General features: G+C 71.5%; 21 protein-coding genes. 12 read left to right on the plus strand and 9 right to left on the minus strand.

What is annotated here, in order from left to right; genetic code table 11:
* Positions 1-210: 210 nt before the first annotated feature.
* Positions 211-1,761, plus strand: coding sequence for an NCS2 family permease (locus ACFYPN_RS02690; RefSeq protein WP_389296500.1), 1,551 nt, complete (start codon positions 211-213; stop codon positions 1,759-1,761).
* A gap of 179 nt (positions 1,762-1,940) precedes the next feature.
* Complete coding sequence (locus ACFYPN_RS02695) at positions 1,941-2,771, plus strand: glycoside hydrolase domain-containing protein (protein WP_358761352.1); 831 nt, start codon at positions 1,941-1,943, stop codon at positions 2,769-2,771.
* 66 nt (positions 2,772-2,837) lie between these two features.
* Here ACFYPN_RS02695 and ACFYPN_RS02700 read toward each other — a convergent pair whose 3' ends face one another.
* Positions 2,838-4,289 carry a peptidoglycan D,D-transpeptidase FtsI family protein gene (locus ACFYPN_RS02700; RefSeq protein ID WP_389296501.1) on the minus strand — a complete coding sequence of 484 codons (1,452 nt, stop codon included), beginning with the start codon at positions 4,287-4,289 and terminating at the stop codon, positions 2,838-2,840.
* Between the two features lie 127 nt (positions 4,290-4,416).
* Entirely contained in the window at positions 4,417-5,187 is a 771-nt protein-coding gene (locus tag ACFYPN_RS02705; RefSeq protein ID WP_358761354.1) for an IclR family transcriptional regulator, read from the minus strand.
* 155 nt (positions 5,188-5,342) lie between these two features.
* Between ACFYPN_RS02705 and ACFYPN_RS02710 the strand changes: the two genes are divergently transcribed.
* The 4 genes from ACFYPN_RS02710 to ACFYPN_RS02725 all read left to right on the plus strand — a co-directional run bounded on the left by ACFYPN_RS02710 (position 5,343) and on the right by ACFYPN_RS02725 (position 9,240).
* Positions 5,343-6,854: an aldehyde dehydrogenase (NADP(+)) gene (locus ACFYPN_RS02710; RefSeq protein ID WP_389296502.1), complete on the plus strand. Its 1,512-nt coding sequence runs from the start codon at positions 5,343-5,345 to the stop codon at positions 6,852-6,854.
* 5 nt (positions 6,855-6,859) lie between these two features.
* Positions 6,860-7,471: a DUF1349 domain-containing protein gene (locus tag ACFYPN_RS02715; protein WP_389296503.1), complete on the plus strand. Its 612-nt coding sequence runs from the start codon at positions 6,860-6,862 to the stop codon at positions 7,469-7,471.
* 193 nt (positions 7,472-7,664) lie between these two features.
* Positions 7,665-8,225, plus strand: coding sequence for a DinB family protein (locus ACFYPN_RS02720; RefSeq protein ID WP_389296504.1), 561 nt, complete (start codon positions 7,665-7,667; stop codon positions 8,223-8,225).
* Positions 8,226-8,298: 73 nt separating this feature from the next.
* Complete coding sequence (locus ACFYPN_RS02725) at positions 8,299-9,240, plus strand: phosphotransferase (RefSeq protein ID WP_389296505.1); 942 nt, start codon at positions 8,299-8,301, stop codon at positions 9,238-9,240.
* Here ACFYPN_RS02725 and ACFYPN_RS02730 read toward each other — a convergent pair.
* Together ACFYPN_RS02730 and ACFYPN_RS02735 are read right to left on the minus strand one after the other, a co-directional pair.
* Positions 9,219-9,878, minus strand: a complete 660-nt coding sequence (locus tag ACFYPN_RS02730) for a hypothetical protein (RefSeq protein ID WP_389296506.1) — start codon at positions 9,876-9,878, stop codon at positions 9,219-9,221. The two genes, ACFYPN_RS02725 and ACFYPN_RS02730, sit on opposite strands and share 22 nt — an antisense overlap.
* Positions 9,875-11,566, minus strand: a complete 1,692-nt coding sequence (locus tag ACFYPN_RS02735) for a pyridoxal phosphate-dependent decarboxylase family protein (RefSeq protein WP_389296507.1) — start codon at positions 11,564-11,566, stop codon at positions 9,875-9,877. The genes ACFYPN_RS02730 and ACFYPN_RS02735 overlap by 4 nt, the downstream gene beginning before the upstream one ends.
* A gap of 209 nt (positions 11,567-11,775) precedes the next feature.
* Between ACFYPN_RS02735 and ACFYPN_RS02740 the strand changes: the two genes are divergently transcribed.
* Positions 11,776-12,831: a helix-turn-helix domain-containing protein gene (locus ACFYPN_RS02740; protein WP_389296508.1), complete on the plus strand. Its 1,056-nt coding sequence runs from the start codon at positions 11,776-11,778 to the stop codon at positions 12,829-12,831.
* 14 nt (positions 12,832-12,845) lie between these two features.
* Positions 12,846-13,418, plus strand: a complete 573-nt coding sequence (locus ACFYPN_RS02745) for an HD family hydrolase (RefSeq protein WP_389296509.1) — start codon at positions 12,846-12,848, stop codon at positions 13,416-13,418.
* Between the two features lie 503 nt (positions 13,419-13,921).
* Here the strand turns inward: ACFYPN_RS02745 and ACFYPN_RS02750 are convergent.
* The gene (locus tag ACFYPN_RS02750) at positions 13,922-14,458 is read right to left on the minus strand and encodes a kinase (protein WP_389296510.1); all 537 of its coding nucleotides are present in this window, start codon (positions 14,456-14,458) and stop codon (positions 13,922-13,924) included.
* A 146-nt stretch (positions 14,459-14,604) separates the two neighbouring features.
* Between ACFYPN_RS02750 and ACFYPN_RS02755 the strand changes: the two genes are divergently transcribed.
* Complete coding sequence (locus tag ACFYPN_RS02755; RefSeq protein ID WP_389296511.1) at positions 14,605-15,090, plus strand: GNAT family N-acetyltransferase; 486 nt, start codon at positions 14,605-14,607, stop codon at positions 15,088-15,090.
* A 118-nt stretch (positions 15,091-15,208) separates the two neighbouring features.
* Here ACFYPN_RS02755 and ACFYPN_RS02760 read toward each other — a convergent pair whose 3' ends face one another.
* Complete coding sequence (locus ACFYPN_RS02760; protein WP_389296512.1) at positions 15,209-16,639, minus strand: non-reducing end alpha-L-arabinofuranosidase family hydrolase; 1,431 nt, start codon at positions 16,637-16,639, stop codon at positions 15,209-15,211.
* A 557-nt stretch (positions 16,640-17,196) separates the two neighbouring features.
* Positions 17,197-17,946: a 2-phosphosulfolactate phosphatase gene (locus ACFYPN_RS02765; RefSeq protein ID WP_389296513.1), complete on the minus strand. Its 750-nt coding sequence runs from the start codon at positions 17,944-17,946 to the stop codon at positions 17,197-17,199.
* Positions 17,947-18,218: 272 nt separating this feature from the next.
* Between ACFYPN_RS02765 and ACFYPN_RS02770 the strand changes: the two genes are divergently transcribed.
* The gene (locus tag ACFYPN_RS02770; RefSeq protein WP_358761362.1) at positions 18,219-18,950 is read left to right on the plus strand and encodes a DsbA family oxidoreductase; all 732 of its coding nucleotides are present in this window, start codon (positions 18,219-18,221) and stop codon (positions 18,948-18,950) included.
* A 147-nt stretch (positions 18,951-19,097) separates the two neighbouring features.
* Positions 19,098-19,340 carry a hypothetical protein gene (locus ACFYPN_RS02775; RefSeq protein ID WP_389296514.1) on the plus strand — a complete coding sequence of 81 codons (243 nt, stop codon included), beginning with the start codon at positions 19,098-19,100 and terminating at the stop codon, positions 19,338-19,340.
* Between the two features lie 32 nt (positions 19,341-19,372).
* On the opposite strand, the gene ACFYPN_RS02780 is transcribed toward ACFYPN_RS02775, so the two are convergent.
* Complete coding sequence (locus ACFYPN_RS02780; protein ID WP_389296515.1) at positions 19,373-19,942, minus strand: hypothetical protein; 570 nt, start codon at positions 19,940-19,942, stop codon at positions 19,373-19,375.
* Positions 19,943-20,176: 234 nt separating this feature from the next.
* Here ACFYPN_RS02780 and ACFYPN_RS02785 point away from each other — a divergent pair, with 234 nt between their 5' ends.
* Positions 20,177-21,271, plus strand: a complete 1,095-nt coding sequence (locus ACFYPN_RS02785) for an aminotransferase class V-fold PLP-dependent enzyme (RefSeq protein WP_389296516.1) — start codon at positions 20,177-20,179, stop codon at positions 21,269-21,271.
* 24 nt (positions 21,272-21,295) lie between these two features.
* Here ACFYPN_RS02785 and ACFYPN_RS02790 read toward each other — a convergent pair whose 3' ends face one another.
* Positions 21,296-22,348 carry a LacI family DNA-binding transcriptional regulator gene (locus ACFYPN_RS02790; protein WP_358761365.1) on the minus strand — a complete coding sequence of 351 codons (1,053 nt, stop codon included), beginning with the start codon at positions 22,346-22,348 and terminating at the stop codon, positions 21,296-21,298.
* Positions 22,349-22,374 lie beyond the last annotated feature (26 nt).

Genomic DNA, 22,374 nt, shown 5'->3' on the forward strand with positions numbered 1-22,374 from the left:
CGTTCCCTCAGCGGCACCCAGGGGTGCGAGCGGGGCGAGAGCGTACCAGCGCACCTCGGACGCGCCGCGAACCGGGTGTCACTCCAAGTAAGGCGTAACACGGCGAAAACCTGAACCCCCTTTCCGCAGGGGAACATTCAGTCACTCGCCCCGCAGATCCCTCCGGACCGATCCCGACCTCTCACGACCTCTCACGACCCGAGGAACGCCATGCCCGAGACACCAGAAGCACCAGAAGCACCAGAGGCCGCAGAAGCATCAGCAGCACCAGAGGCACCGGAGGTGCCGCGGACGGCGAAGGCCGTACCGGATGCCGCAGCCGGTCCCGCACCGGCCGCCGGGTCGCCCGGCGCTCCCCGTAACGCGCTGGACCGCTACTTCGCGATCACCGCACGCGGATCGAGCCTCGGCCGAGAGATACGCGGCGGCTTCGCGACCTTCTTCACGATGGCGTACATCCTGGTCCTCAACCCGATCATCCTCGGCTCGGCCGAGGACAAGTTCGGCGCCCATCTCTCCACGCCCCAACTCGTCACGGTCACCGCGCTGGTGGCCGCCGTGATGACCGCGATCATGGGCCTCGGCGGCAATCTCCCGCTCGCCATCGCCGCCGGCCTCGGCCTCAACGCGGTCGTCGCGTTCCAGATCGCCCCGCTGATGAGCTGGCCCGACGCGATGGGCATGGTCGTCCTCGAAGGGCTCATCATCTGCGTCCTGGTCGTCACCGGGCTGCGCGAGGCCGTGATGCGCGCGATCCCGGGCGCCCTCAAGCAGGCCATCAGCGTCGGCATCGGGCTCTTCATCGCCTTCATCGGCTTCGTCGACGCCGGGTTCGTCACCCGCATCCCCGGCGAGACCGGCTCGACTCCCGTACAGCTGGGCGCGGTCGGCCACCTCACCGGCTGGCCGGTGCTGGTCTTCTGCGTGGGCGTGCTGCTCACCGTCGCGCTGATGGCCCGCAGGGTCAAGGGCGCCATCCTGATCAGTATCGTCGTCTCCACCGTGCTGGCCGTCGTCGTCAACGCGATCGCCGACATCGCGCCGGCCGCCTGGGGCCTGACCGTCCCCTCGGTCCCCGACGACCTCGTCGCCGCCCCCGACTTCGGGCTCGTCGGCTCCTTCAGCCTCTTCGGCGCCTTCCAGCAGGTCGGCGTCGTGACCATCGTCCTGCTGATCTTCACCCTGATCCTCAGCGACTTCTTCGACACCATGGGCACGGTCGTCGGCGTCTCCCAGGAGGCCGGACTGCTCGACGAGAAGGGCGACGTCCCGAACATCGGCCGCGTCCTGCTGATCGACGGAGCGGCCGCCGCCGTCGGCGGAGCAGCCTCCGCCTCCTCCAACACCGCATACATCGAGTCGGCGGCGGGTGTCGGCGAGGGCGCTCGGACCGGCTTCGCCTCCCTGGTCACCGGCGCCCTCTTCGCCGTCGCGCTCTTCCTCACCCCGCTGGCCACCGTCGTCCCGGCCCAGGCCGCGGCACCGGCGCTCATCGCGGTGGGCTTCCTCCTGATGGCGCAGGTCCGCCACATCGAGTGGGAGAGCTACGAAATCGCCATCCCGGCCTTCCTGACGATCGCCGTCATGCCGTTCACGTACTCGATCACCAACGGCATCGGCGCGGGCTTCCTCGCCTACGTCGTGATCAAGGCCGCCCTCGGCAAGGCGCGCGAGGTCCACTGGCTGCTCTGGGCCACCTCGGCGCTCTTCGTGGTGTATTTCGCGATCGACCCGATCGAGCAACTGCTCGGCGTGAAGTGAGGCATGGACGCACCATCGGCTGAACGGGGGGCCACGTCCGCGGACGGGCCCACCGCCGGTCACGCCGGTGACGTCGGATAAAGTGCCCGGTCCGACGCCCGTCCACGGGCGCCGCCTCCCGTGCCCCGCCGCGCCGGGCACGGGCCGCGGCCGGAGGTACGAATCGAATGGGGTGGGGGATGTCCAAACACAGGCTGTCCAAGAAGGGCCGCTACATCGCTTGGGGGACGGCGGCCACCGTCGCCGTCGTGGGCTCGGTGGTCGTGGCCCAGACGTCGATGGCGGCCACCACCTGGCCCGCGCAGAAGACCTACACGGGCCAGGCTTTCGACACCTGCACCGCGCCGTCGCTCGCCGCGATGAAGGCGTGGAAGGCCGACAAGTTCTACGGCGCCGCCGCCGTCTACATCGGCGGCAAGAACCGCGGCTGCGCCCAGCCCAACCTGACCTCGTCCTGGGTGAAGTCGGTCAACTCCAGCGGATGGAAGCTCATTCCGCTGTACGTGGGCGCCCAGCCGCCCTGCCAGAAGAGCGCGAGCCCGGAGAAGCTGACCGCCTCCACGGCGGCCTCCCTCGGCGTCAAGGACGGCAACGACGCGGTGGCCAAGGCCTCGGCGCTCGGCATGAAGGCCGGCAGTCCGGTCTACCTCGACATCGAGCCGTACACGATCACGGACAAGGCGTGCAACGACGCGGTGCTGAGTTACGTGCGCTCGTTCACCAAGACCCTGCGCGCCAAGACCTACCGGGCCGGGTTCTACGGCTTCAGCAGCTCCAGCGCCAAGGCCATCGCCACGGCGACGAACAAGACCGACCTCCCGGGCAACCTCTGGTACGCGCTCTGGGACGGCAAGTCCACCACCACGACCGACTGGCCGTGGAGCAAGACGCTCTACACCGACCACAGCCGTGGCCACCAGTACAAGGTCAACAGCAAGGAGAAGCGCGGCGGTTACACCCTCACCGTCGACCGCGACGCCTGGGACGCCCCGGTCGCCGTCGTCGGCTGACCCGAGCGGAGCCGGGAGACGGGCCGGCCCCCTCACCGGGGGGCCGGCCCGTTCGCGCGACCGCCCTCACCCCGCGAGCGCCGCCTCCATCATCTTCCGCGCGACCGGCGCCGCCAGGCCGTTGCCGCTGACCTCGGAACGGGCTGCCCCCGAGTCCTCCACGACCACGGCGACCGCCACCTCCTTGCCGGAGGAGTCGTCCCGGGCGTACGCGGTGAACCAGGCGTACGGGGTGTTCCCGTTGCCCACGCCGTTCTGGGCCGTACCCGTCTTGCCGCCGACCTCCGCGCCGTCGATCCGCGCGTTGGTGCCCGTACCGTCCTCGACCACCGTCACCATCGCGCTGCGCAACTGCGCGGCGGTCGACTCCGACACCACCCGCTCGGTGTCGCCGTCCGCGTACTCCTGGAGCGGCGCCCCGGCGGAGTCCGTCACCGAGGAGACCATGTGCGGCGCCGCGAGCTCACCGCCGTTGGCGAGGGCCGCGGAGACCATCGCCATCTGCATCGGGGTGGCCGTCACCTCGAACTGGCCGATGCCGGTGAGCGCGGTCTGGGCGCGGTCCATCTTCTTCGGGTACACGCTCGCCGCCGCGCGCACCGGCACGTCGAGCTTCTCGGTGTCGAACCCGAACTTCTCCGCCATCGTCCGCAGCTTCTCCTGGCCGAGGTCGGCCGCCATCTTGGCGAAGACGTTGTTGCAGGAGTACTGGAGCGCCGTGCGCAGGGTGGCGTTCTCGCAGGGGGCGGAGGCGCTCTCGTTCCGCAGCACGGTCGTGGTGCCGGGCAGCGTGTAGGGGTCGGGGCTGTCGGTGGCCTCGTCCACGGAGGCGTACAGACCGTCCTCCAGCGCGGCCGAGGCCACCACCAGCTTGAACGTGGAGCCGGGCGCCAGCGGCTGCCGCAGGGCGCGGTTGACCAGCGGCTTGTCCGGGTCGTCCAGCAGCTTCTGCCAGGCGTCCTGGTCCGTCGTCCCTTGAATGGTCGACGGGTCGTAGGAGGGGGTGGAGACCATGCCGAGGATGCGGCCGGTCTTCGGGTCCATCGCGACCGCCGCGCCCTTGTCGTCGCCGAGCGCCTCGTACGCGGCCTTCTGCACGTCCGGGTCGATCGTGGTCAGCACGTCGCCCGGGGCGGCCCGCTTGCCCGTGAAGACGTCCGCGGGGTGCTTCAGCCGGTCGTCCGTGCCGTCGAGCACCGAGCCGTAAATGCCCTCCAGCTGGGTGGAGCCGTACGCCTGGGAGCTGTAGCCGGTGACGGCGGCGTAGAGCTCGCCCTCGGTGGAGGTGCGCTCGTACGCGAGATCTCCACTCTCCGTCCTCCGCGATCCGGTGACCGGGGAGCCGGCCACGATGATGTCACCGAGCGGCTGCGCGTACCGCGCGATGGTGTTCCGCCGGTTGTTGTCGTTGTCCGCGAGTGCCTTCGCGTCGTACACCTGCACCCAGGTCGCCCGCGCCAGCAGCGCGAGGACCGTGAGCAGGCAGAAGACCGAGGTACGCCTGATCGTCCTGTTCATCCCGATGAGGGACGAGTGGGGGAGCGGCGGACGTTCCCGCCGTGTCCGCTTCTCACCGATTTCTCAGGCGGCCGCGTGGGTCCTCCGGGAGGATGCGGCCCACCGGAGGGGGCGGCCGGAGCGGAGGTCAGAGGCGCCGGGTCGCCAGCGTCAGGCGGTCGCGGGCGTCGAAGAGGGCGTCCTTCACCGTCTGCTCGTGGGCGGGGGTGAGCCGGGCGACCGGTACCGAGCAGCTGATGGCGTCGCGCGACGGCGTCCGGTACGGGATCGCCACGCCGAAGCACCGCAGCCCCAGCGTGTTCTCCTCGCGGTCCACCGCGTACCCCTGCTCGCGGATGGTGTGCAGCTCCTCGATGAGCCGCTCGCGGTCGGTCAGGGTGTGCTCGGTCAGCGCGGGCAACGTCTCGGGGAGCATCTTGCGCACCTGCTCGTCGCTGTAGGTGGCCAGCAGCGCCTTGCCCAGCGAGGTGGAGTGCGCGGGCAGCCGGCGGCCGACGCGGGTGAAGGGGCGCAGGTAGTGCTGGGACTGCCGGGTCGCGAGGTAGACCACGTTGGTGCCGTCGAGCCGGGCCAGGTGGATGGTCTCCGTGGTGTCGTCGGAGAGCCGGTCGAGGGTGGGGCGGGCGGCGGCCACCACCTCGTCGCCGTCGATGTAGGAGGTGCCGACGAGCAGGGCGCGCACCCCGATGCCGTACCGGGTGCCGGTGGCGTCGGTCTCCACCCAGCCGAGCTCGACCAGCGTGCGCAGCAGCATGTAGAGGCTGGACTTGGGGTAGCCCACCGCCTCCTGCACGGCGGCGAGGGAGTGCATCCCGGGGCGCCCCGCGAAGTATTCGAGGAGCTCCACCGTCCGCACCGCGGACTTGACCTGCGCCCCACCAGACTCGGCAGCCGACATCGCCCTCGCCCCTTCCAACCTTCTTCGAAATCCCGTGACTTCTTGCCAATGCGGAACGCCCGGAAATAGAGTTCCATGACATTCACGATGAGGAACGCTGTTCAGAATACCGAACAACCTCCTGGCGTGTGGCAGAGAGTACGGAAGGGAAAACGGTGGCAGCAGCACCAGTCTGGAGCGTCGACCCCCGCACCGGGAACCAGCGCGAGCAGGTTGCGGTGGAGGCTACAGCGGAGGAGGTCGACCGCGTGGTGCGGGTGGCGTACGCCGTCCGCGACGCCCTCGCCGACCGCACCGTACGCGCCGCCTTCCTGCGCACCGCGGCCGACGTGCTCGCCGGGGCCGAGGAGACCGTCGTCGCGACCGCCGACGCCGAGACCGCGCTCGGCGCCGCCCGGCTGACCGGCGAACTGGCCCGCACCGCAGCCCAGTTGCGGGCATTCGCCGAAGTCGTCGAGGAGGGGGCCTTCCTCGACATCCACATCGACCACGAGGACGGCAGCCGCACCCCGCCCTGGCCCGACCTGCGCCGCTGGAAGGTCCCGCTCGGCGTCGTCGCCGTCTACGCGGCCAGCAACTTCCCGCTCGCCTTCTCCGTCCCCGGTGGCGACACCGCGAGCGCGCTGGCCGCCGGCTGCCCGGTCGTCGTCAAGTCGCACCCCGACCACCCGGCCACCTCCGAGCTGACCGCCTCCCTGCTCCGCCGCGCCGCCGCCACGCACGGGCTGCCGGAGGAGATCGTCCACGTGGTGCACGGCTTCGACGCCGGCGTCGAACTCGTCCGCCACCCGCTGATCTCCGCCGCCGGTTTCACCGGATCGATCCGCGGCGGACGCGCCCTCTTCGACGCGGCGGCGGCCCGCCCCGCCCCCATCCCCTTCCACGGCGAGCTCGGCTCCCTCAACCCCGTCGTCGTCACCGAGGCCGCGGCGGCCGAGCGCGGCGAGCAGATCGGCGCCGGACTCGGCACCTCGATGACCATGGGCGCAGGACAGTTCTGCACCAAGCCCGGACTGGTCCTCGTCCCGGCGGGCGAGGGGGGCGACGCCCTGGTGAAGACCCTCACCGCCACCGTCGGCGACACCGCCCCCGCCGTCATGCTCGACCACCGGATGCGGGACGCCTTCATCGCCGGAGTACGCGAACGGGCCGCCCTCCCCGACGTCGAGGCACCCGTCACCCCCGGCGCCGGCGGCGACCACGCCGTCGCCTCCGGCTTCCTCACCGTCCCCGCCGCCCGGCTCGCCGAGGACGGACCGCACGAGGCGCTCCTGGAGGAGTGCTTCGGCCCGGTCACCGTCGTCGCCCGGTACGCCGGTGAGAACGAGATCGCCGCCGTACTCGGCCGCCTCCCCGGCAACCTCACCGCCACCCTGCACATCGCGGACGAGGAGGCGGCGGGCGGCGCCGCCGGACTCCTCGCCGCCCTCACCCAGCTCGCCGGGCGGGTACTCGTCAACGGCTGGCCGACCGGCGTCGCCGTCGCTCCCGCCCAGCACCACGGGGGCCCCTACCCGTCGACGACGTCCACTTCGACCTCGGTCGGCGCCACCGCCATCGAGCGGTGGCTGCGCCCGGTGACGTACCAGTCGACCCCCGAAGGCCTCCTCCCTCCCGAGCTCCACGACGACAACCCGCTGGGCCTGCCCCGCCGGGTGAACGGATGACGACGATGACCGTACGACTTCCCGAACTCCCCTTCGAGCTGGAGCCGTTCGGGCCCGAGGGCAAGTGGAGCTACGAGGGCGGCGCGCTGACCGGCCGCGCGGGCGCCCAGCAGGACCGCTTCGTACCGCCCGGTGGCGACTCCCTGGAACCGACGAGCGACGCGCCGCGCCTGCTGGGCACCCCGCCCGCCGGCGACTTCCAGCTCGTCGCCCGGGTGAAGGCCGGGTTCGCGGGTGCCTACGACGCGGGCGTCCTCTACCTGCACGTCGGGGAGCACGACTGGGCGAAGATCTGCCTGGAGCTCTCGCCCGCCGTGCCCACCATCTGCACGGTGGTCACCCGCGGAGTCTCCGACGACGTCAACTCCTTCACCGTGGACGGCGACACCTTCTGGCTCCGGCTCAGCCGCAACGGCGGCGCCTTCGCCTTCCACGCCTCGCCGGACGGTGTCACCTGGACCTTCGTCCGCGTCTTCGCCCTCGGTGACCCGGAGTCCACGGCGTCGGCGTCGGTCGGCTTCCTCGTCCAGGCGCCCGTGGGCGACGGCTGCGAGGTCACCTTCGACCGGATCGCCTTCCGCCCCGAGGGCGTCGCCGACCTGCGCGACGGCAGCTGAACAGCGCCGTCCGCCGTCCGTCGCCCGCGGTACCGGTGCCCCGGCCCCCTGCCCGCCGTCTCCGTCCGGCGGACGGGGGGCCGGTCCCGTACTGACCGGATGAAGGGGCCCTGCCGGAAGGTACGTTGAGCGCCGGAGCCCGCCCGGCGAAAAGCGATGGCGGACCCGGCCCGGATGGACGATCCTGCGGCTCATGAGCGACCAGCCCGAACGATGGACCCAGGCCACCGTCTACCCCGACATGTGGGCCGATCCGGAGAACGACCCCCGTGACAGCGGGGAGGGCAGCCCCGACGGTGAGTCGGCCACTCTCCAGGACTACCTGAAGGACTACCGCCTCACCCTTCTGATGAAGTGCGAAGGGCTCGCCCCCGAGCAACTGGCCCGCCGCAGCGTCCCGCCGTCGACGATGTCCCTGCTCGGCTTGGTACGACACCTCGCCGAGGTGGAGCGCGACTGGCGCAACTGGATCAGCGACGGCGACCCGCTGCCCAAGCTGTACGGCGTGCGGGACGCCGACTTCGACGGAGCCTTCGCCGAACAGGCCCTGGTGGACGGCGCGTACGCGGACCTCGCTCGCGAACAGGCGGCCACCGACGCGGCGCTGGCACCCCACGTGGACCTTGGTGAGCGCCTCGGCGAGGACGGCATCGCGGTCCGGGAACTGCTGGTCCACCGGATCGAGGAGTACGCCCGCCACTGCGGCCACGCCGATCTGCTGCGCGAGTGCGTCGACGGGAGAGTGGGGCAGTGATGCTGGGCGGCGGGCCATCGTCGCACTCGGCGCTCCCTCAATGGGGCTGCCGTCCGATGACAGGGAGATCTCCGTGAACGCAGGGTCGGTACGGGCGCGGTGGGAGGACCTGCCGCGCGAGGTTCGAGACGCGGTGGAGGCACGGGTCGGGCCTCCGGTGGTGGACTTCGTCTACCCGGCGGGCGGGTTCACTGAGGGACTGGCCGCGCGGGTGAGGTCTGCTGACGGGGGCGAGGTGTTTCTCAAGGCGTCTCCGCTGGGCGCGAGGATGGCGTCGCACTACCGGGCGGAGGCGGCGGTCGGGAAGAGCCTGCCGACAGCGGTCGCGCCTCTGCTTCTGTGGTCGATGGAGGCGGGCGACTGGATCGTTAACGCCTTCGAGCCGGTTCAGGGCCGGGAGCCCGACCTTCGGCCCGGGTCGGCGGATCTGGACGGCGTGCTGGACGCGGTGGGCCTGATGGAGAAGGAGTTGACGCCGTGTCCGTTCCCGGGCGCTGGTCCGGTCGGGGCGACTCTGTCGACGCTGGCCGGGCACTGGGTGCGGCTCGCGGCTGACCCGGCGGGGCCGCGGCAGGACATGTGGATCGCTTCGCGCCGTTCCCTGTTGGAAGAGCTGGACGCTCCCGACCGGCTGGTGAAGCTGTCGGCCGGGGACACGCTGGTGCACTGCGATCTGCGCGCGGACAACATGCTGACCGAATCCGGCACGGGGCGGACCCGGATCCTGGACTGGTCGTGGGGAGCCCGGGGCGCGGCGTGGGTGGATGCGGCGTTCTTCGTGCCGCAGTTGATCATCGCCGGGCACAGTCCGGCGGGGGCGGAGGCGGCGCTCGCTGCCCGGGTTCCGGCCTGGCGGGCGGTGGCACCGGAGGCGGCGAACGCGTTCGCGGTGGCCCTGACTGGCTACTGGTCCTGGCACCACGGGCACGGTCCCGGCGGCGCGCTGGGCGCGTACCGGGGCCGTGCGGCGCAGGCGGGCCGGCGGTGGATCGACTACCGGCTCGCCCTCATCTGAGCGGCGAGAGCGTCCTGGCCCTGGGTGAGGCTCTGCGTCAGGACCGACAGCAGGTGTGGGACGACGAGGTAGCCGAGGAAGTCCTTGCCCGTACGGCCGTCCGGCGCCGCCCACAGGGCCTCCCACGCCTTCCGGGGGGTGAGAGGCCCACCTGGGGTGGTGAAGGCCGCGGCGAGTGTGGCCGTGGAGCGCCGTGCAGACCGTACGTGCCGCCGGTAGGAGGCGTAGTCGCCGGCGAGGAAGACGTGCGGAGTGGTGAGCACGTTGAAGATCAGGCGTAGGCGGAACTCGTCGGTGCTCAGGAACCAGGTTTCGCGGACGGTGGGCGGCGGGGTGCCCCAGGTTGAGCGGAACCCGCCAAGGTCGGCGGCGTGGTCGACCTGATCGTGGGTCGCGTAGAGCTTGATGGCGTAGGGGACTTCCTCGTCGAGGTTGAGACCGTGGCGGTGGTGCAGTGCGACGACGTTGTCGGTGAGCGCTGCCTGAACGATGTCGTCGAGCGGGCTGTGGCCGGTGTAGAGGAGGTCGAGGTCGGAGGTCGGCCTACCGGTGCCCGTGGCGTGGGATCCGTAGGCGAGGGCGTAGCCGCCGTGGTCGGGCAGGAGGCCGGCCGCCTCCAGGAGGAGTTCGGGGGTCACCGGGTTGCCTCGTTGCCCAGGCGGGTCACGTAGTCGAGGACGTCGTGCATGTGGGCGGTGGTGATGCGGGGGTTGATGGACATGAAGCGCAGCGGTGCCAGGACGGCCTTGTGCTGGATGTGGCCGGGGTCGTCGGGGAGGGTGAACTGGTGGAGGTGCCAACGCCCTTCGTCCATCAGGCGCCGGTGGATGGTCCGGTTCACCTCGTTGAGGCGGGCAACCTCGGTGGTGGTCGCGGTGCCAGGGCGGGTGCCGGGCGGCAGGTAGCAGAACGCGACGGCGCACAGGTCCGGGTCGTTGATCCGCACGAGGTGCGGGTGCGCGTCGACGAGCGCGGCGAACTCGCGTGCACGGTCCAGGCGCTCGTCCATCAGCTGGGCCAGTCCGGTGCGGCCCTGGGAGCGCAGGGCGGCCCAGGCGCGCAGGCTGGTCCATTCCTTCGTGCCGAGCTGCGGCGTGACCTGTCCGAAGGCGTAGTCCTCCTGCATGATCAGGTCGGAGTAGGAGGAGACGGTACGCAGGACTGCGGGGTCGCGCACGAGGAGCGCGGACGTGCCGTAGGGGACGTTGAGGACCTTGTGGGGGTCGACGGTGACGGAGTCGAAGTCTTCGATCCCGTCGAGGAGGTGTCGGCGGCGTGGGGTGAACGCGGCCATCAGTCCCCAGCAGGCGTCGGCGTGCAGCCACACCTGCGGGTCGACGGCGCGGACGGTGTCGTGGACGGCGCGCAGGTGGTCGACGGTCTGCGTGCGGGAGTCCCCCGCGTACGCGACGACGGCCATCAGGCGGCCGGTGTTGTCCTTGACGGCCCGGGACAGGGCGGTCAGGTCGTAGCGGTAGTGGTCGGTGTCGACTTCGACGAGGTGGGTGCCGCATCCGGCCCAGGCGGCGGCGCTCTTGACGCTGTAGTGGCCCACCCCGCGCGGCACGACGAGCCCGAAGCGGTCCGGGTCGCGTACGCCGTCGGTCAGGGTGCCGGGGACGGCGTGTTCGCGGGCGAGCATCATCGCGGTGGCGTTGCTGCCGGTGCCGCCGTAGGTGGTGATCCCTCCGGCCTCCCACACCGACGTCACCTCGCAGGCCGCCACCGTCGGGTAGCCGATCAGCTCGCGGAGCCACCGGATCACGGCGACCTCCGCCATGGTCCCCGACGGTGAGCAGAAAGACTGATTGATCAGATTCTGCTGGGCCAGGACCGCGAAGACACCGGCGACGAGTGCGGCCGGGTCGGCGCCGGTGTCGCCGAAGCCCATGAAGCGAGGGCTGGACATGTTCACGCAGTACGGCAGGAGTCGCTGTGAGATGTCCTGCCAGATCTCCTGCGCGGTGGTCGGCTGCTCGGGCAGGTCCTCCAACAGCAGATCGCGCAACGCCTGCGAGGTGGTCCGGCGGGCGAAGACGTCCTCGCTGTCCTTGAAGGACAGCCCCTGCGCGATCACCTCCTGGAGTAACGGCGCCAGCTCGGTGAGCGGACTCGGTATCGACGGCATCTCTTCCTCCAGCAGTTCGTCGGCGTCGTCGCCGTCACCGACGGGAGAGGAACAGCCCCGACGGGCGACCACGGTGGCGATGGTTTTGTGGCGAGCGTGCGTGTCCTGGTCCACGTGGCCTTCGGCGTGGGTGAGCCAGATCTTCGGCAGCGGTGCGTATGCCTTCGTCGGCGGGTGGGCCGGGGAGCGGTGCCGCACGCCGCGCACCCGGGGCTGCCGGTCGTGCCCGGGTGCGGGGCGGGCTCAGCTCGCGGGCGGCGCGGCCTCGTACGGTCGGACGTTGGCCGCATCTGACCGTACGGGCGGGTGGAATGCGGTAGGACTGACCGTGGGTACGGGTTTCGGTGTGCAGTGCTACTGGGGAGCAGGCCGGTATGGGCAGACCGCGACGGACGTCAGCGGGGGCGGTGAGCGGTTTTGTGCTGCGCCTGATCCGTGAGTCGATCCCTTCCACCCAGGCCGGGCTGGCGCAGGCGCTGGACGTGGATCTGGACACGGTGCAGGGCTGGGAGTCGGGGCGGCGCCCGGTGGCGAACATGCGGGCCGGGGCGTTGCTGGAGTTGCGCAGGCGGCTGCCGGCGCTCGGTGCGCGGGCGGCCACGGTGGTGTGGATGGACGCGGCGATGGACGCGGACCGGATCATCGCGGCCGGGCTGGAGGGTGACGGAGGCGGGCCGCACCCGCTGGCCGGTTGGGTCCACACCCGCGATACCGCGCACATGCTGGCGTGGGCGCTGAACGGTACGGTGCCGCCCGCGCTCGCGGGGCGGTTACCCGGGCCCCGGCGCGGTCCGGTCGCTCCCGGTCCGCAGCTGGCGGCCGCGGACCGGGCGGTGTTCTTCGACCATCTGCGGAGTACGGCGGAGGCGGCGGCCCGGCAGGGCGAGCGCGGGATGCTGCTGCACCGCCAAGCGCTCTACCTCTCCTCTTACGATCAGGGGCCGGACGCGGCGGCGTGGACCGCGCAGACGCTCCATCAGCGTCGGGACGTGCTGGCTGGGCGGGGCTGGTCCCCGCACTGGGCGGAGGCCCGTTCCACCGCGACCGCGCTCGCCCGGCTCGGCGACCCGCAGCCGCTGCTGGATTTCATCGACCGCGCCCTGGCCGGCGACGACGCCGCGGAGGCCGCGAACCTCAACTACTGGGCGCTGTGGCTGGGGGCGCTGCCCGTGCCGCAGCCGGACGACGCCTTCATGCGCGACCGGGACCTTACGGGCTGGGACCCGGTGACCCTGCTGCGGCAACTCACCCGCGGCCTGCACCTGGCACCGGGATACCTGGACCTGTACGCGCACTCGCTGTGGGCGCTGCTCACCGCGTTCCCGTGGCTCTCCCAGGCCGCCGGGCCACTCGCGGGTCCGTTGCGCGAACAGACCGGCCTGCTCCTGGACCAGGCGGCGCTCTCGATGAGATCCCGGCGCGAACTGGCCGACGTCCACTACGTTTTCGATCACGACCGCTGACACTGGAGGACCGCATGGCCGACGACACCACCAGGGGCACCGCGAGCTTCATCTCAGAGATGGGCGTGCTCAAGCGCGTCGCACGGACCGGCTGGTGGTTCACCGGCAACACGCAGCCGGAGTCCGTCGCCGAGCACTCCTTCCGCGTCGGGGTGATCGGCTCGGTCCTCGCCATGATGGAGGGCGCCGACCCGGCCCGGGTCGCGCTGATGTGCCTGTTCCACGATTCCCAAGAGACGAGGATCGGGGACATCCCGCACATTGGCCGTAAGTACCTGCGCGCGGCGCCCAGCGGGGAGGTGACCGCCGACCAGGTCGCCAACGCCCACCCGGCCGTCCGTACCGGCGTCCAGAGCGCGGTCGACGAGTACGAGGCCGCCGAGACACCGGAGGCGATCGTCGCCCGCGACGCCGACAAGCTGGAGTGCCTCGTCCAGGCGGTCGAGTACCGGGAGCAGGGCTACAGCCTCACCCAGAACTGGATCGACACCAGCCTCGCCGCGCTCAAGACCCCGTCCGCAAAGGCCCTCGCGGACGCCGCGCTGAGCATGGACTCGCTCCAGTGGCAGAAGAACTTCTTGCCCTGACCGGCCCCGGGCGCCGCCGCGCGGTGTGACGTCGGGAAACGGGCCCCGGGGGTGATCCCCGGGGCCCGTTGTGTCCGGCTCTGGGCCGGTCAGTTCTCGTCGGCCGCTATGGCGATGCTCCAGGTGAGCGGCCCCGCGTTACCCAGTTAGAAGAGCACTCCCCTGATCAATCCTGTGTGGATCGGATGCCTTGGGGTCCGTTTACGCGTGTGGACACGCGGGGCCGAGAACACTTGTCATGCCTCTCCGTCAGTAAAAGTTGGGCCAGTGGTAGAAGGAACTGCGGCCTCCTCGCCACCATGTGCGGACACCTCGGATACCAGCCCTCGCAGCGCGGTAGTACTTCCCGCTGTTTCCGGTGCCTTATCACAACAATCCGTCCCGGGCTCCGTACCAGCTACTGGCCCAGTATCCGCCTGTGTGACGCTTGCGCTTCTTGGTTCTGTAGCCGGTAGGCATTGGTTCTGTAGCCGGTAGGCAGCCCACCCCGGGACGCTTCCGGCTCAGCGGTCGACGGCGGGCAGCCGCGCGAGGCCCGTCTCGCGCAGGATCCGTTCGACCGTGTCGGCGAGGGCGCTCTCCGCCCCGATGACGGTCTCCGTGCCGCCGGGCAGCAGATCGAGGGGGCGGTACCAGGAGCGCAGGTCGTCCGCCCCGACCACCTCCGCGATCGGTTTGGTCGCGTGCCGGAGCAGCGTCTCCTCGAAGGGGACGTCCAGGTAGTAGCCGTACGTCCGGCCGCGGTGGTCCTCACGCAGGCGCGCCAGCATGTCGCCGTAGTGGTCGGCGTAGAGGATGCCTTCGAGGACGACGTGGAAGCCCGCGTCCAGTGCGTACCGGGCGACGGCGTCGATCAGGCCGATGTTGGCGGCCCCCGGCCGGTCGCGCTCCCGCAGGACGGTCCGCCGCAGGTTGTCCTGACCCACCAGGGCCACCCCCCGGCCGAACCGCTGCCGTAACCCGGACGCGACGGCCGACTTCCCGGAGGCGGAGTTGCCGCGCAGCACGACGAGGCGGGTCTGGGGAGTGCCGGTTCTCATCCCGGGATCGTACGAACGCCGGCCCCGGGGACGCCCGGTGGTACGCGAGGCGCCCGGGGGAGAAGCGTCGGCCCGGTGCGCTCCGCGCCCGCGCCGGCACGCGCCCGCGCGGAACCGGGTTTGCACGCCCCCGCGTCCCCTTCGTCATGTCCCTCGTGATCCGCACCGCCACGCCCAGCGACCTGGACGCGATAGTCCGCCTGCACACCGAGGCGCGCTCCACGTACTACCGCGGGCACCTCGCACCCGACGCGTACGCGGGCCCCGAGGAGGTCGGCCGGTCCACCGCGGGCTGGGCCCGCGCCGTGGACGCCGAGCACACCACCGTCCTCTGCGCGGAACGAGACGGCGTCCTGGCGGGCGTCGCCGCGTTCCGCACCGAGGCCGGCGTGACCACCCTCACCCAGCTGCACGTGGCTCCCTCGCGGTGGCGCACGGGAGTGGGCACCGCACTCCACACCGCCTGCACGGACGCCTGGCGCCGGGCCGGTGTCCGTACCGCCCGGCTGGAGGTGTTCGCCCCCAATACACGCGCCCAGTCCTTCTACGCCCACCACGGGTGGACCGCCGACCCGGACGCCCCCCGCCACGGCACCCACCGGGTACTGCGCCTCGTCCTCCTCGACGGCTGAGGGCCGACCCCGGGGACCGCGGCGCGGTGTCCCCGGGCGGCGTGGAACCCCGGCCGAGGGACGGCCGGGGTTCCGCGAGACGGCCACTGCCAGCGGTAGCGGTCAGCGGCTCGCCGGGTCAGCGCTGCAGGGTGAGGACACCCGGCCGCCACGGCAGCTGGTCGTAACTGCCGCTCGCGGTCGGGGACTTGCCCTGGTACAGGAACTGCAGGTTGCAGGGGTCGATGGTCATGGTCTGGTCGGAGTTGCTGCGGACCAGGTCGCCGTGGCTGATGTCGTTGGTCCAGGTGGCGCCACTGTTGGCCTTGCCCGCGAAGGGGTTGCTCTCACTGGCGGCCTGCGGGGTCCATGTGCCGCTCAGGCTGGAGGCCGTGAACGAGCGGAAGTAGCGCCCGTTCGCGCCCATCGCCTCGACGATCATGAGGTACTGGTTCTGGCCCTGCACCTTGTAGACCTGCACCGCTTCGAACAGGTTGTTCGTGGTGTCGCTCATGACCGTCGTGTACGACGATCCGAAGCTGCCCGGGAAGTTCCCGATCGGCATGCTCGCCCGGTAGATCTTGCCGTTGTCACCGGCGAAGAACAGGTACATGTTCTGGCCGTCGCCGATCAGGGTCTGGTCGATCGGGCCGGTGCTGGAACCGGAGATGCTACCGGTGAAGAGCGGCTGCGGGGAGGACCAGCCGTTGGCGTTGGTGGGGTCGCTCGACGTGCGGTAGACGAAGGCCGAGGAACCCCACTGGTACGCCAGTACCCAGATGTTCTTGGGCGCGAAGTAGAAGAGCGTGGGAGCCACCGCGGCCTGGCTCATCCCGGTCTGACCGGCCGACGCCATGTCGGACCAGTTCGTGAAGGGGGTGAACGCCATCGACCCGTACGTGGATCCCGAGACGTTCGACGCGTAGACCAGGTGCTTGCCGTTGTACACCACGTTGGTGAAGTCCTTCAGCGCCGCCCATCCGTTCGCCGGCTGCGCCAACGTACCGGTGGACGACCACCGGTACGTCGAAGGCAGGGTGCATGTGCCGCCGGTCGGCGGGGTGGTGGTCCCGGACAGGCCGGTCCACTTCTGGTTGCTGCCGCCGTTGCACGTCCAGAGCTCCACCGCGGTGCCGTTGGCCGTGCCGGCGCCCGTGACCTCCAGGCACAGCCCGGACTCCACGCCGACGACCGTGCCGTCCGCGTTCACCCGCCACTGCTGGTTCGTACCGCCGGAACAGGCCCAGATCTGCACCCGGGTTCCGGCCGTCGTGGCGTGCCCCGGGACGTCCAGGCACTTGCTGCCGTACACGGTCAGCTGGTTGCTGTCCGTCGCCGTCCACTGCTGGTTGGACGCTCCCGAGCAGTCCCAGATCTGCAGGTACGTGCCATCGGTCTGGACGGCGTTCGGCACATCGAGGCACCGGGCGGAACCCGCACCGCGCAACGCTCCGCTGGTGGCCGCCTGAGCCGGACCGGCGACGAGCATCGCCGCCAACGCGACCAGGGCCGCGACCGCCGCGGTGAGCACCGCGGACAGCCGCCCTCGGCCAGAACTTCCTCTACGCATGGGGACTTCCTCATCCTTCGGTGACTGGTTCCGGTCGGCCCCCGTCGGAGGCTCCCCGGACTGGCTGGTGGCGCGAGGATCGAGTTGGCGCGGGCATGACAAAGCGTGCTGGGGCGCGCCCTCGCGACCCGGTCCGTCGCGGGCGGAGGGGGTGGAGCATCCCGCCGGGCGTGGCGGCCGTTCCCGCGTGCGCGGGGCGAGATGCCGAGCAATCTGGATCATAGGGAGCCGGTGGACGGTGTCAATACTTTGCGCAAGTTTTCGAAAACATCAGCGAAACGTCGAGGTGGAGACGGTTGGCAACCGTGCAGGTCAATGCGGTCGAGCAGCCTGTCCGGGTGGGGCTGGGCCTCCTCTCGGGGCGACGCCCGCGCGCTTTCCGTGGCGGGGTCGAGCGGGTCGGGCACCCGGGTGGGACCGTCGACTTCTCCATTAGTTGCGAAAGTTCTGGATTTCCCTCGCTCATTTTCCGCCCGAGGAAGCCCGCACGCCCGGTACCGTGCCCGGCCTCCGTCTGCCATGGCGGGAGGAGGCCCGGGGCACGGACGATGCGGGCGTCAGGCCGAGGCGCGCCCGGCCGCGCGCTCCCCGGCCCAGGGAGCTGCGACCGAGGAGGGTGCGGTGTGCGGACGCAGGACCATGAGCGAGTCCTCCAGCGCCGCCACCATGGTGAAGGGGAACCGGTCGAGCTCCAGGCAGAGGGCGACGTCGTCGGGGTGGGCCCCCTGGCGCACCCCCTCCGCGAGTTCGGATGCGGCCCGGGAGCCGCCTGCACGGCGGAGGAACTCGGCGGCGTCCGAGCCGGCGCCCGAGTCGGCTTCCGTGACCCGACGCGCGATGTACTGCGCGCACGCCAGATCCTCGTCGGCCTTCCCGTCCTCGCCGGTGACCACGAACGTGACGCTGCCGCTCCCGCCGGCCCGCAGGACCTCGGCCGTGGCACCCGCCACGACGAAGCTCGCGCACAGCACCAGAGGGGCGTCCTTCACCGCGAGCGCGCCGACCGTCCCCGCCGTGGTCTTCTGCACCACGGTCCGCCCGCCGAGGTCGACGGAGCGCAGCAGGGCGGGCGAGTTGACGGCGTCGAACCCGGGGGCGGGCGGACCGTCCTTCAGGGTCACCCACTCCGGGTGGCGGGCCTTGAGAGCGAGGGACTCGTCCAGCGACCCGGAGAGCACGATCTTCTCCGCCCCCCGGGCGAAGGCCCAGGCGGCCACCGTGAAGGCACGCATCACGTCGACCACGACCGCCACGGGCGGGGGCGTGGTCGTGGCCAGATCATCGATACCGAGGAATTGGGCGTCCATGGCGATCATGATCGTGCGTCCCGGGCAGGCGGGGCCGGAGAGTGAGGCATTTCACCGGGACGCCCGGTGAGCGCCGCATCCCGCTGAGCGAGCGCCGTCACCTGCGTCCCGGGTGGGAATCCGCACAGCCGTTCTCGCGTTCCCCCAGGGTGCGGAGGGTTCTCCGTACGCGTCACCGGGCCCGTCGTCACGAGCCCGTCGTCACCGAGTCCGTAGCCACCGAGCCGGTCATCATCGAGCCCCTCACGGGAAGAGCTGGAGAGAAGAAAGACATGCGCGTCGAGATCTGGAGCGACATCGCCTGCCCGTGGTGCTACATCGGGAAGGCCCGCTTCGAGAAGGGGCTGGCGGGGTTCGCCCACCGTGACCAGGTCGAGGTGGTGCACCGCTCCTTCGAGCTGGACCCGGGGCGCGCCAAGGAGGACATCGCGCTGGTCGTCGACATGCTCGCGCAGAAGTACGGCCGCACCCACGAGGAGGTCGTCGCGATGGAGGGCACCGTCGCCGCGAACGCGCAGGCAGAGGGGCTCGGCTACCGCAGCGAGGGCCGCGACCACGGCAGCACCTTCGACATCCACCGGCTGCTCCACCTCGCCAAGGCGCGCGGACTCCAGGACGAGCTGCTCACCCTCGCCTACCGGGCCAACTTCGCCGAGGAGCGCTCGGTCTACGACGACGCGGTGCTGGTCGACCTCGCCGCCGAGGCCGGTCTCGACGAGGCCGAGGCCCGTGCGGTGCTCGCCGACCCGACCGCGTACGCCGACGATGTACGCGCCGACGAGCGCGAGGCGTCCGAACTCGGCGCCAACGCCGTCCCGTTCTTCGTGCTGGACCGGCGGTACGGCATTTCCGGCGGCCAGCCCTCCGAGGTGTTCGCGCAGGCGCTGGAGCAGGCGTGGAAGGACCGCGAGGTGACCGCCCTCACCCCGCTCGGCGACGACGCGGCGGCCTGCGACGCAGACGGCGCCTGTGAGGTCCCGCAGCCGGGTGCCGCCACCGCCTGACAGTCGCACGCGGCGCTGTTGCGGTGGGGCCAAGGCCCCGGCGCTGTCGCGGTGGGGCCAAGGCCAGGGGAGACATGCCCCCTTCCCCGTTGCACCGCGCGGGTCGTGTCCGGTGACTGACGACCTGCGCTCTGTTGCCGACGGGCGATGATCTTCGCGGTGTTGTCCGCGAAGATCATCGTTGGTGTGAAGTTGGTCGCCCCGCCCCGCCCCGCCCCACCGCGCAGTCGATCGGCGGCAAACGGACGCGCGGCGGCGCACGCCGAAGCCATGATCGAGGCCGCCATGACCCGGCTCACGGCCCGACCGCCTCGCGCGGGCGCCATCGAGCCCTACGGCCCCGTAGAAGCCGGAGCGGCTCGACACCACGGCGAACTCGACCACGAGTGATCAACTGGTTGGCGCCCCCTCCTGGATCCACCTCAGTTCCGCTGCTCCAACGCGTCGGCGAAGGCGCGGAGGGCATCGGCCAGCTCTCGCTCGGTGGGCAGTTCATCCACCTTCTTCTCCAGCTCGTCGATGCGCGCCGTCAGATCCTCCAGGCTCGGTGGAGCCGTGGATCCCCCCGAGGGGCCCGGGGACCCCGACGGCTCGGAGCCGCCCGAGCCGCCCGAGCTGCCCGAGCCGCCCGAGCTGCCCGAGCCGCCCGTGTCGCCCGTGTCCGAGCCGCCCGTGTCCGAGCCGCCCGTGTCGGTACCCGCGACACTGCCCCCGTCGGAGGAGCCGCCATCGGTGGAGCCCTCGTCAGTGCCCCCCGAGCCACTGACGGAACCACTGACGGAACCACTGTCCCCGCCGCCGGTGTCCACACCCTCCGTGACCCCGGCGGTGTCCGGGTCGGCTGTCACCTCGGTCAGCCGTGTCGGACCGGAGCGTTCGCCGTCCCCGTCGGCCACGGCTATCGCCCCGCCGACCCCGAGTATCAGCAGCGCCGCTGCGCCGACGAGTGTCACCGTCGTTCTCCGCGCCTGAACTTTCCTCATGTGCGTCATGCGACGGACCCTAGCCACGGAACCCCGTGGAGGGATTTGTTCCGACGAATCGGCGACGAATCGGCACCCCGCCTCCCACCCCGCCCGGGTGCGGCGCGGGAGAAGTCGGAAGCGATCCGCCGGGGCCGGGCGGATCTGCCGGTCGCCGCACACGGGTTGTCGCGTTCGGGCGCCTCGGCCATTCGCTCTCCGTCTCGTTGACGGCCGGGTGGAAGTCGGTTCAGGCTGGAGGGTATGGAGACCACCCCGTTGGACCGGACGACCGAGCCGGGCGAGACCACCCCGCTGAGCCGAGCCGCCGCCGCCGAGTTCGCGCCGGCCACCACCTACCTCAACACCGCCTTCGCGGGCCTGCTGCCCCGCCGTACCGTCGAAGCCGTCACCGAGCTGGCCCGGGCCAACGCCGAGGGAGGCCCCGTGGGGGCCGGGGACTTCGAGGTGGTGGACGCCGCGCGGGCCGGGTTCGGCCGACTGGCCGGCGTCGGCGCCGACCGGGTCGCCGTCGGAAGCTCCGTCGCCGTGCACGTCGGACTGATCGCGGCCTCGCTGCCCGCGTACGCCGAAGTGCTCTGTCCGGAGGGTGAGTTCAGCTCGGTGGTCGCCCCCTTCGCGCACCGGAGGGACCTGCGGGTGTCGTACGCCCCGCTCGCGGAGCTGGCCGACGCGGTGCGTCCCGACACGGCGCTGGTGGCCCTCTCCGCGGTGCAGTCCTCGGACGGCCGGGTCGCCGATCTCGCCGCCGTACGGGCCGCCGCCGCCGCGCGCGGGGCCCGGGTGCTGCTCGACACGACCCAGTCGGCGGGCTGGCTGGAGGTGGACGCCGGGAGCTTCGACTACACGGTGACCGGCGGGTTCAAGTTCCTGCTCTGCCCGCGCGGCGCCTCGTTCCTCACGGTGACCGAAGAGGCGCAGGAGTCGCTGAAGCCGATCTACGTGGGGTGGGTCGCGGCCGAGGACACGGAGAACAGCACCTACGGCCCGATCGACCGACTCGCGCTCTCCGCGCGGCGGTTCGACTCGGCTCCGGCCTTCCTCTCCTACTACGGGGCGGAGCGGTCGCTGGCCCTGCTGGCGGAGATCGGCACCGACGCGTTGTACGCGCATGCCACCGGGCTCGCCGCCCGCTTCCGCGAGGGGCTGGCGCGCCTCGGGCATCCCACCGTGCCGGGGGAGTCGGCGATCGTCGCCGCCCCCGGACTCGGCAAGCGCCAGGCGGAGTTGAGCCGGGCCGGCATCAGCGTCTCCGACCGTGCGGGCAATCTGCGGGCCGCCTTCCACCTCTACAACACCGAGGCCGACGTGGACCGGGCGCTCGACGTGCTCGGCTGACGGCGGGCACCGGCCGCAGCACCTCTACGCCGAGTCCCGCCGGACCAGTTCGGTCGGGAGGATCACCGCCGCCGGGTCCTCCCCGCCGATCTGGGCCAGCAGCACCCGGACCATCTCGGCGCTGATGCGGTCCCAGGGCTGGCGGATCGTGGTCAGTGCCGGGCGGGAGTCGAGCGCCGCCGGGGAGTCGTCGAAGCCGCCCACCGCGATGTCCTCGGGCACCCGGCGCCCGGCCCGTTCCAGCGAGGTCAGCACGCCCTGCGCCATCAGGTCCGAGGCGACGAAGACCGCGTCCAGGCCGGGGGCGCGCTCCAGCAGCAGCGACCCGGCGGCCTCGCCGCCGGCCCGGCTGTAGTCGCCCGGGACGATCAGGTCCTCGTCCACGGGCAGCCCGCACTCGGTCAGCATCTCGCGGTACCCGGCGAGCCGCTCCACGCCGCCGGGGGTGTCCAGGGGGCCGCTGACCGTACCGATCCTGCGGCGCCCGGAGTCGTACAGGTACCGCACCATGTCCCGGGCGCCGTCCCGGTCGTCGGCCGCCACGTAGCTGACCTTCGAGCCCTGACCGAGCGGCTTTCCGCAGGTCACCACCGGCACCCCCGCCTCGTGGAGCTGCGCGACCACCGGGTCGCCGGAGTGGCTGGAGACCAGCAGGACGCCGTCCACGTGGCCGGCGATGTAGCGCATGTTCCGGCGCCGCTCGGCCTCCGTACCCGCGATCATCAGCAACAGCGGGACGTCGTGTGCGGCGAGCGCACTCGTACAACCCCGCAGCAGCACGTTGAAGTTGGGGTCCTCGAAGAACCGCTCCTGGGGTTCCGTCAGCAGGAACGCCACCGAGTCGGAACGGCCGGTGATGAGCGAGCGGGCGTGCCGGTTGACGGTGTAACCGGTCTTGCGGATAGCCGAGTTGACCGATTCGAGGGCCGCCGGGCTGACGTTGTGGCCGCCGTTCAGCACCCGGGAGACGGTCCCGCGCGACACCCCCGCCTCGCGGGCCACGTCGTGGATCGTCGGCGGCCGGCGGCGTCCCCTTCCGGGCTGCCCGGGGAGCGGGGGAGGTTCAGTGCGGCTCATGGTGCGTGTTCTTTCGTTTTCGGGGC

The sequence above is a fragment of the Streptomyces sp. NPDC005576 genome, from assembly GCF_042871745.1.
Classification (GTDB): domain Bacteria; phylum Actinomycetota; class Actinomycetes; order Streptomycetales; family Streptomycetaceae; genus Streptomyces.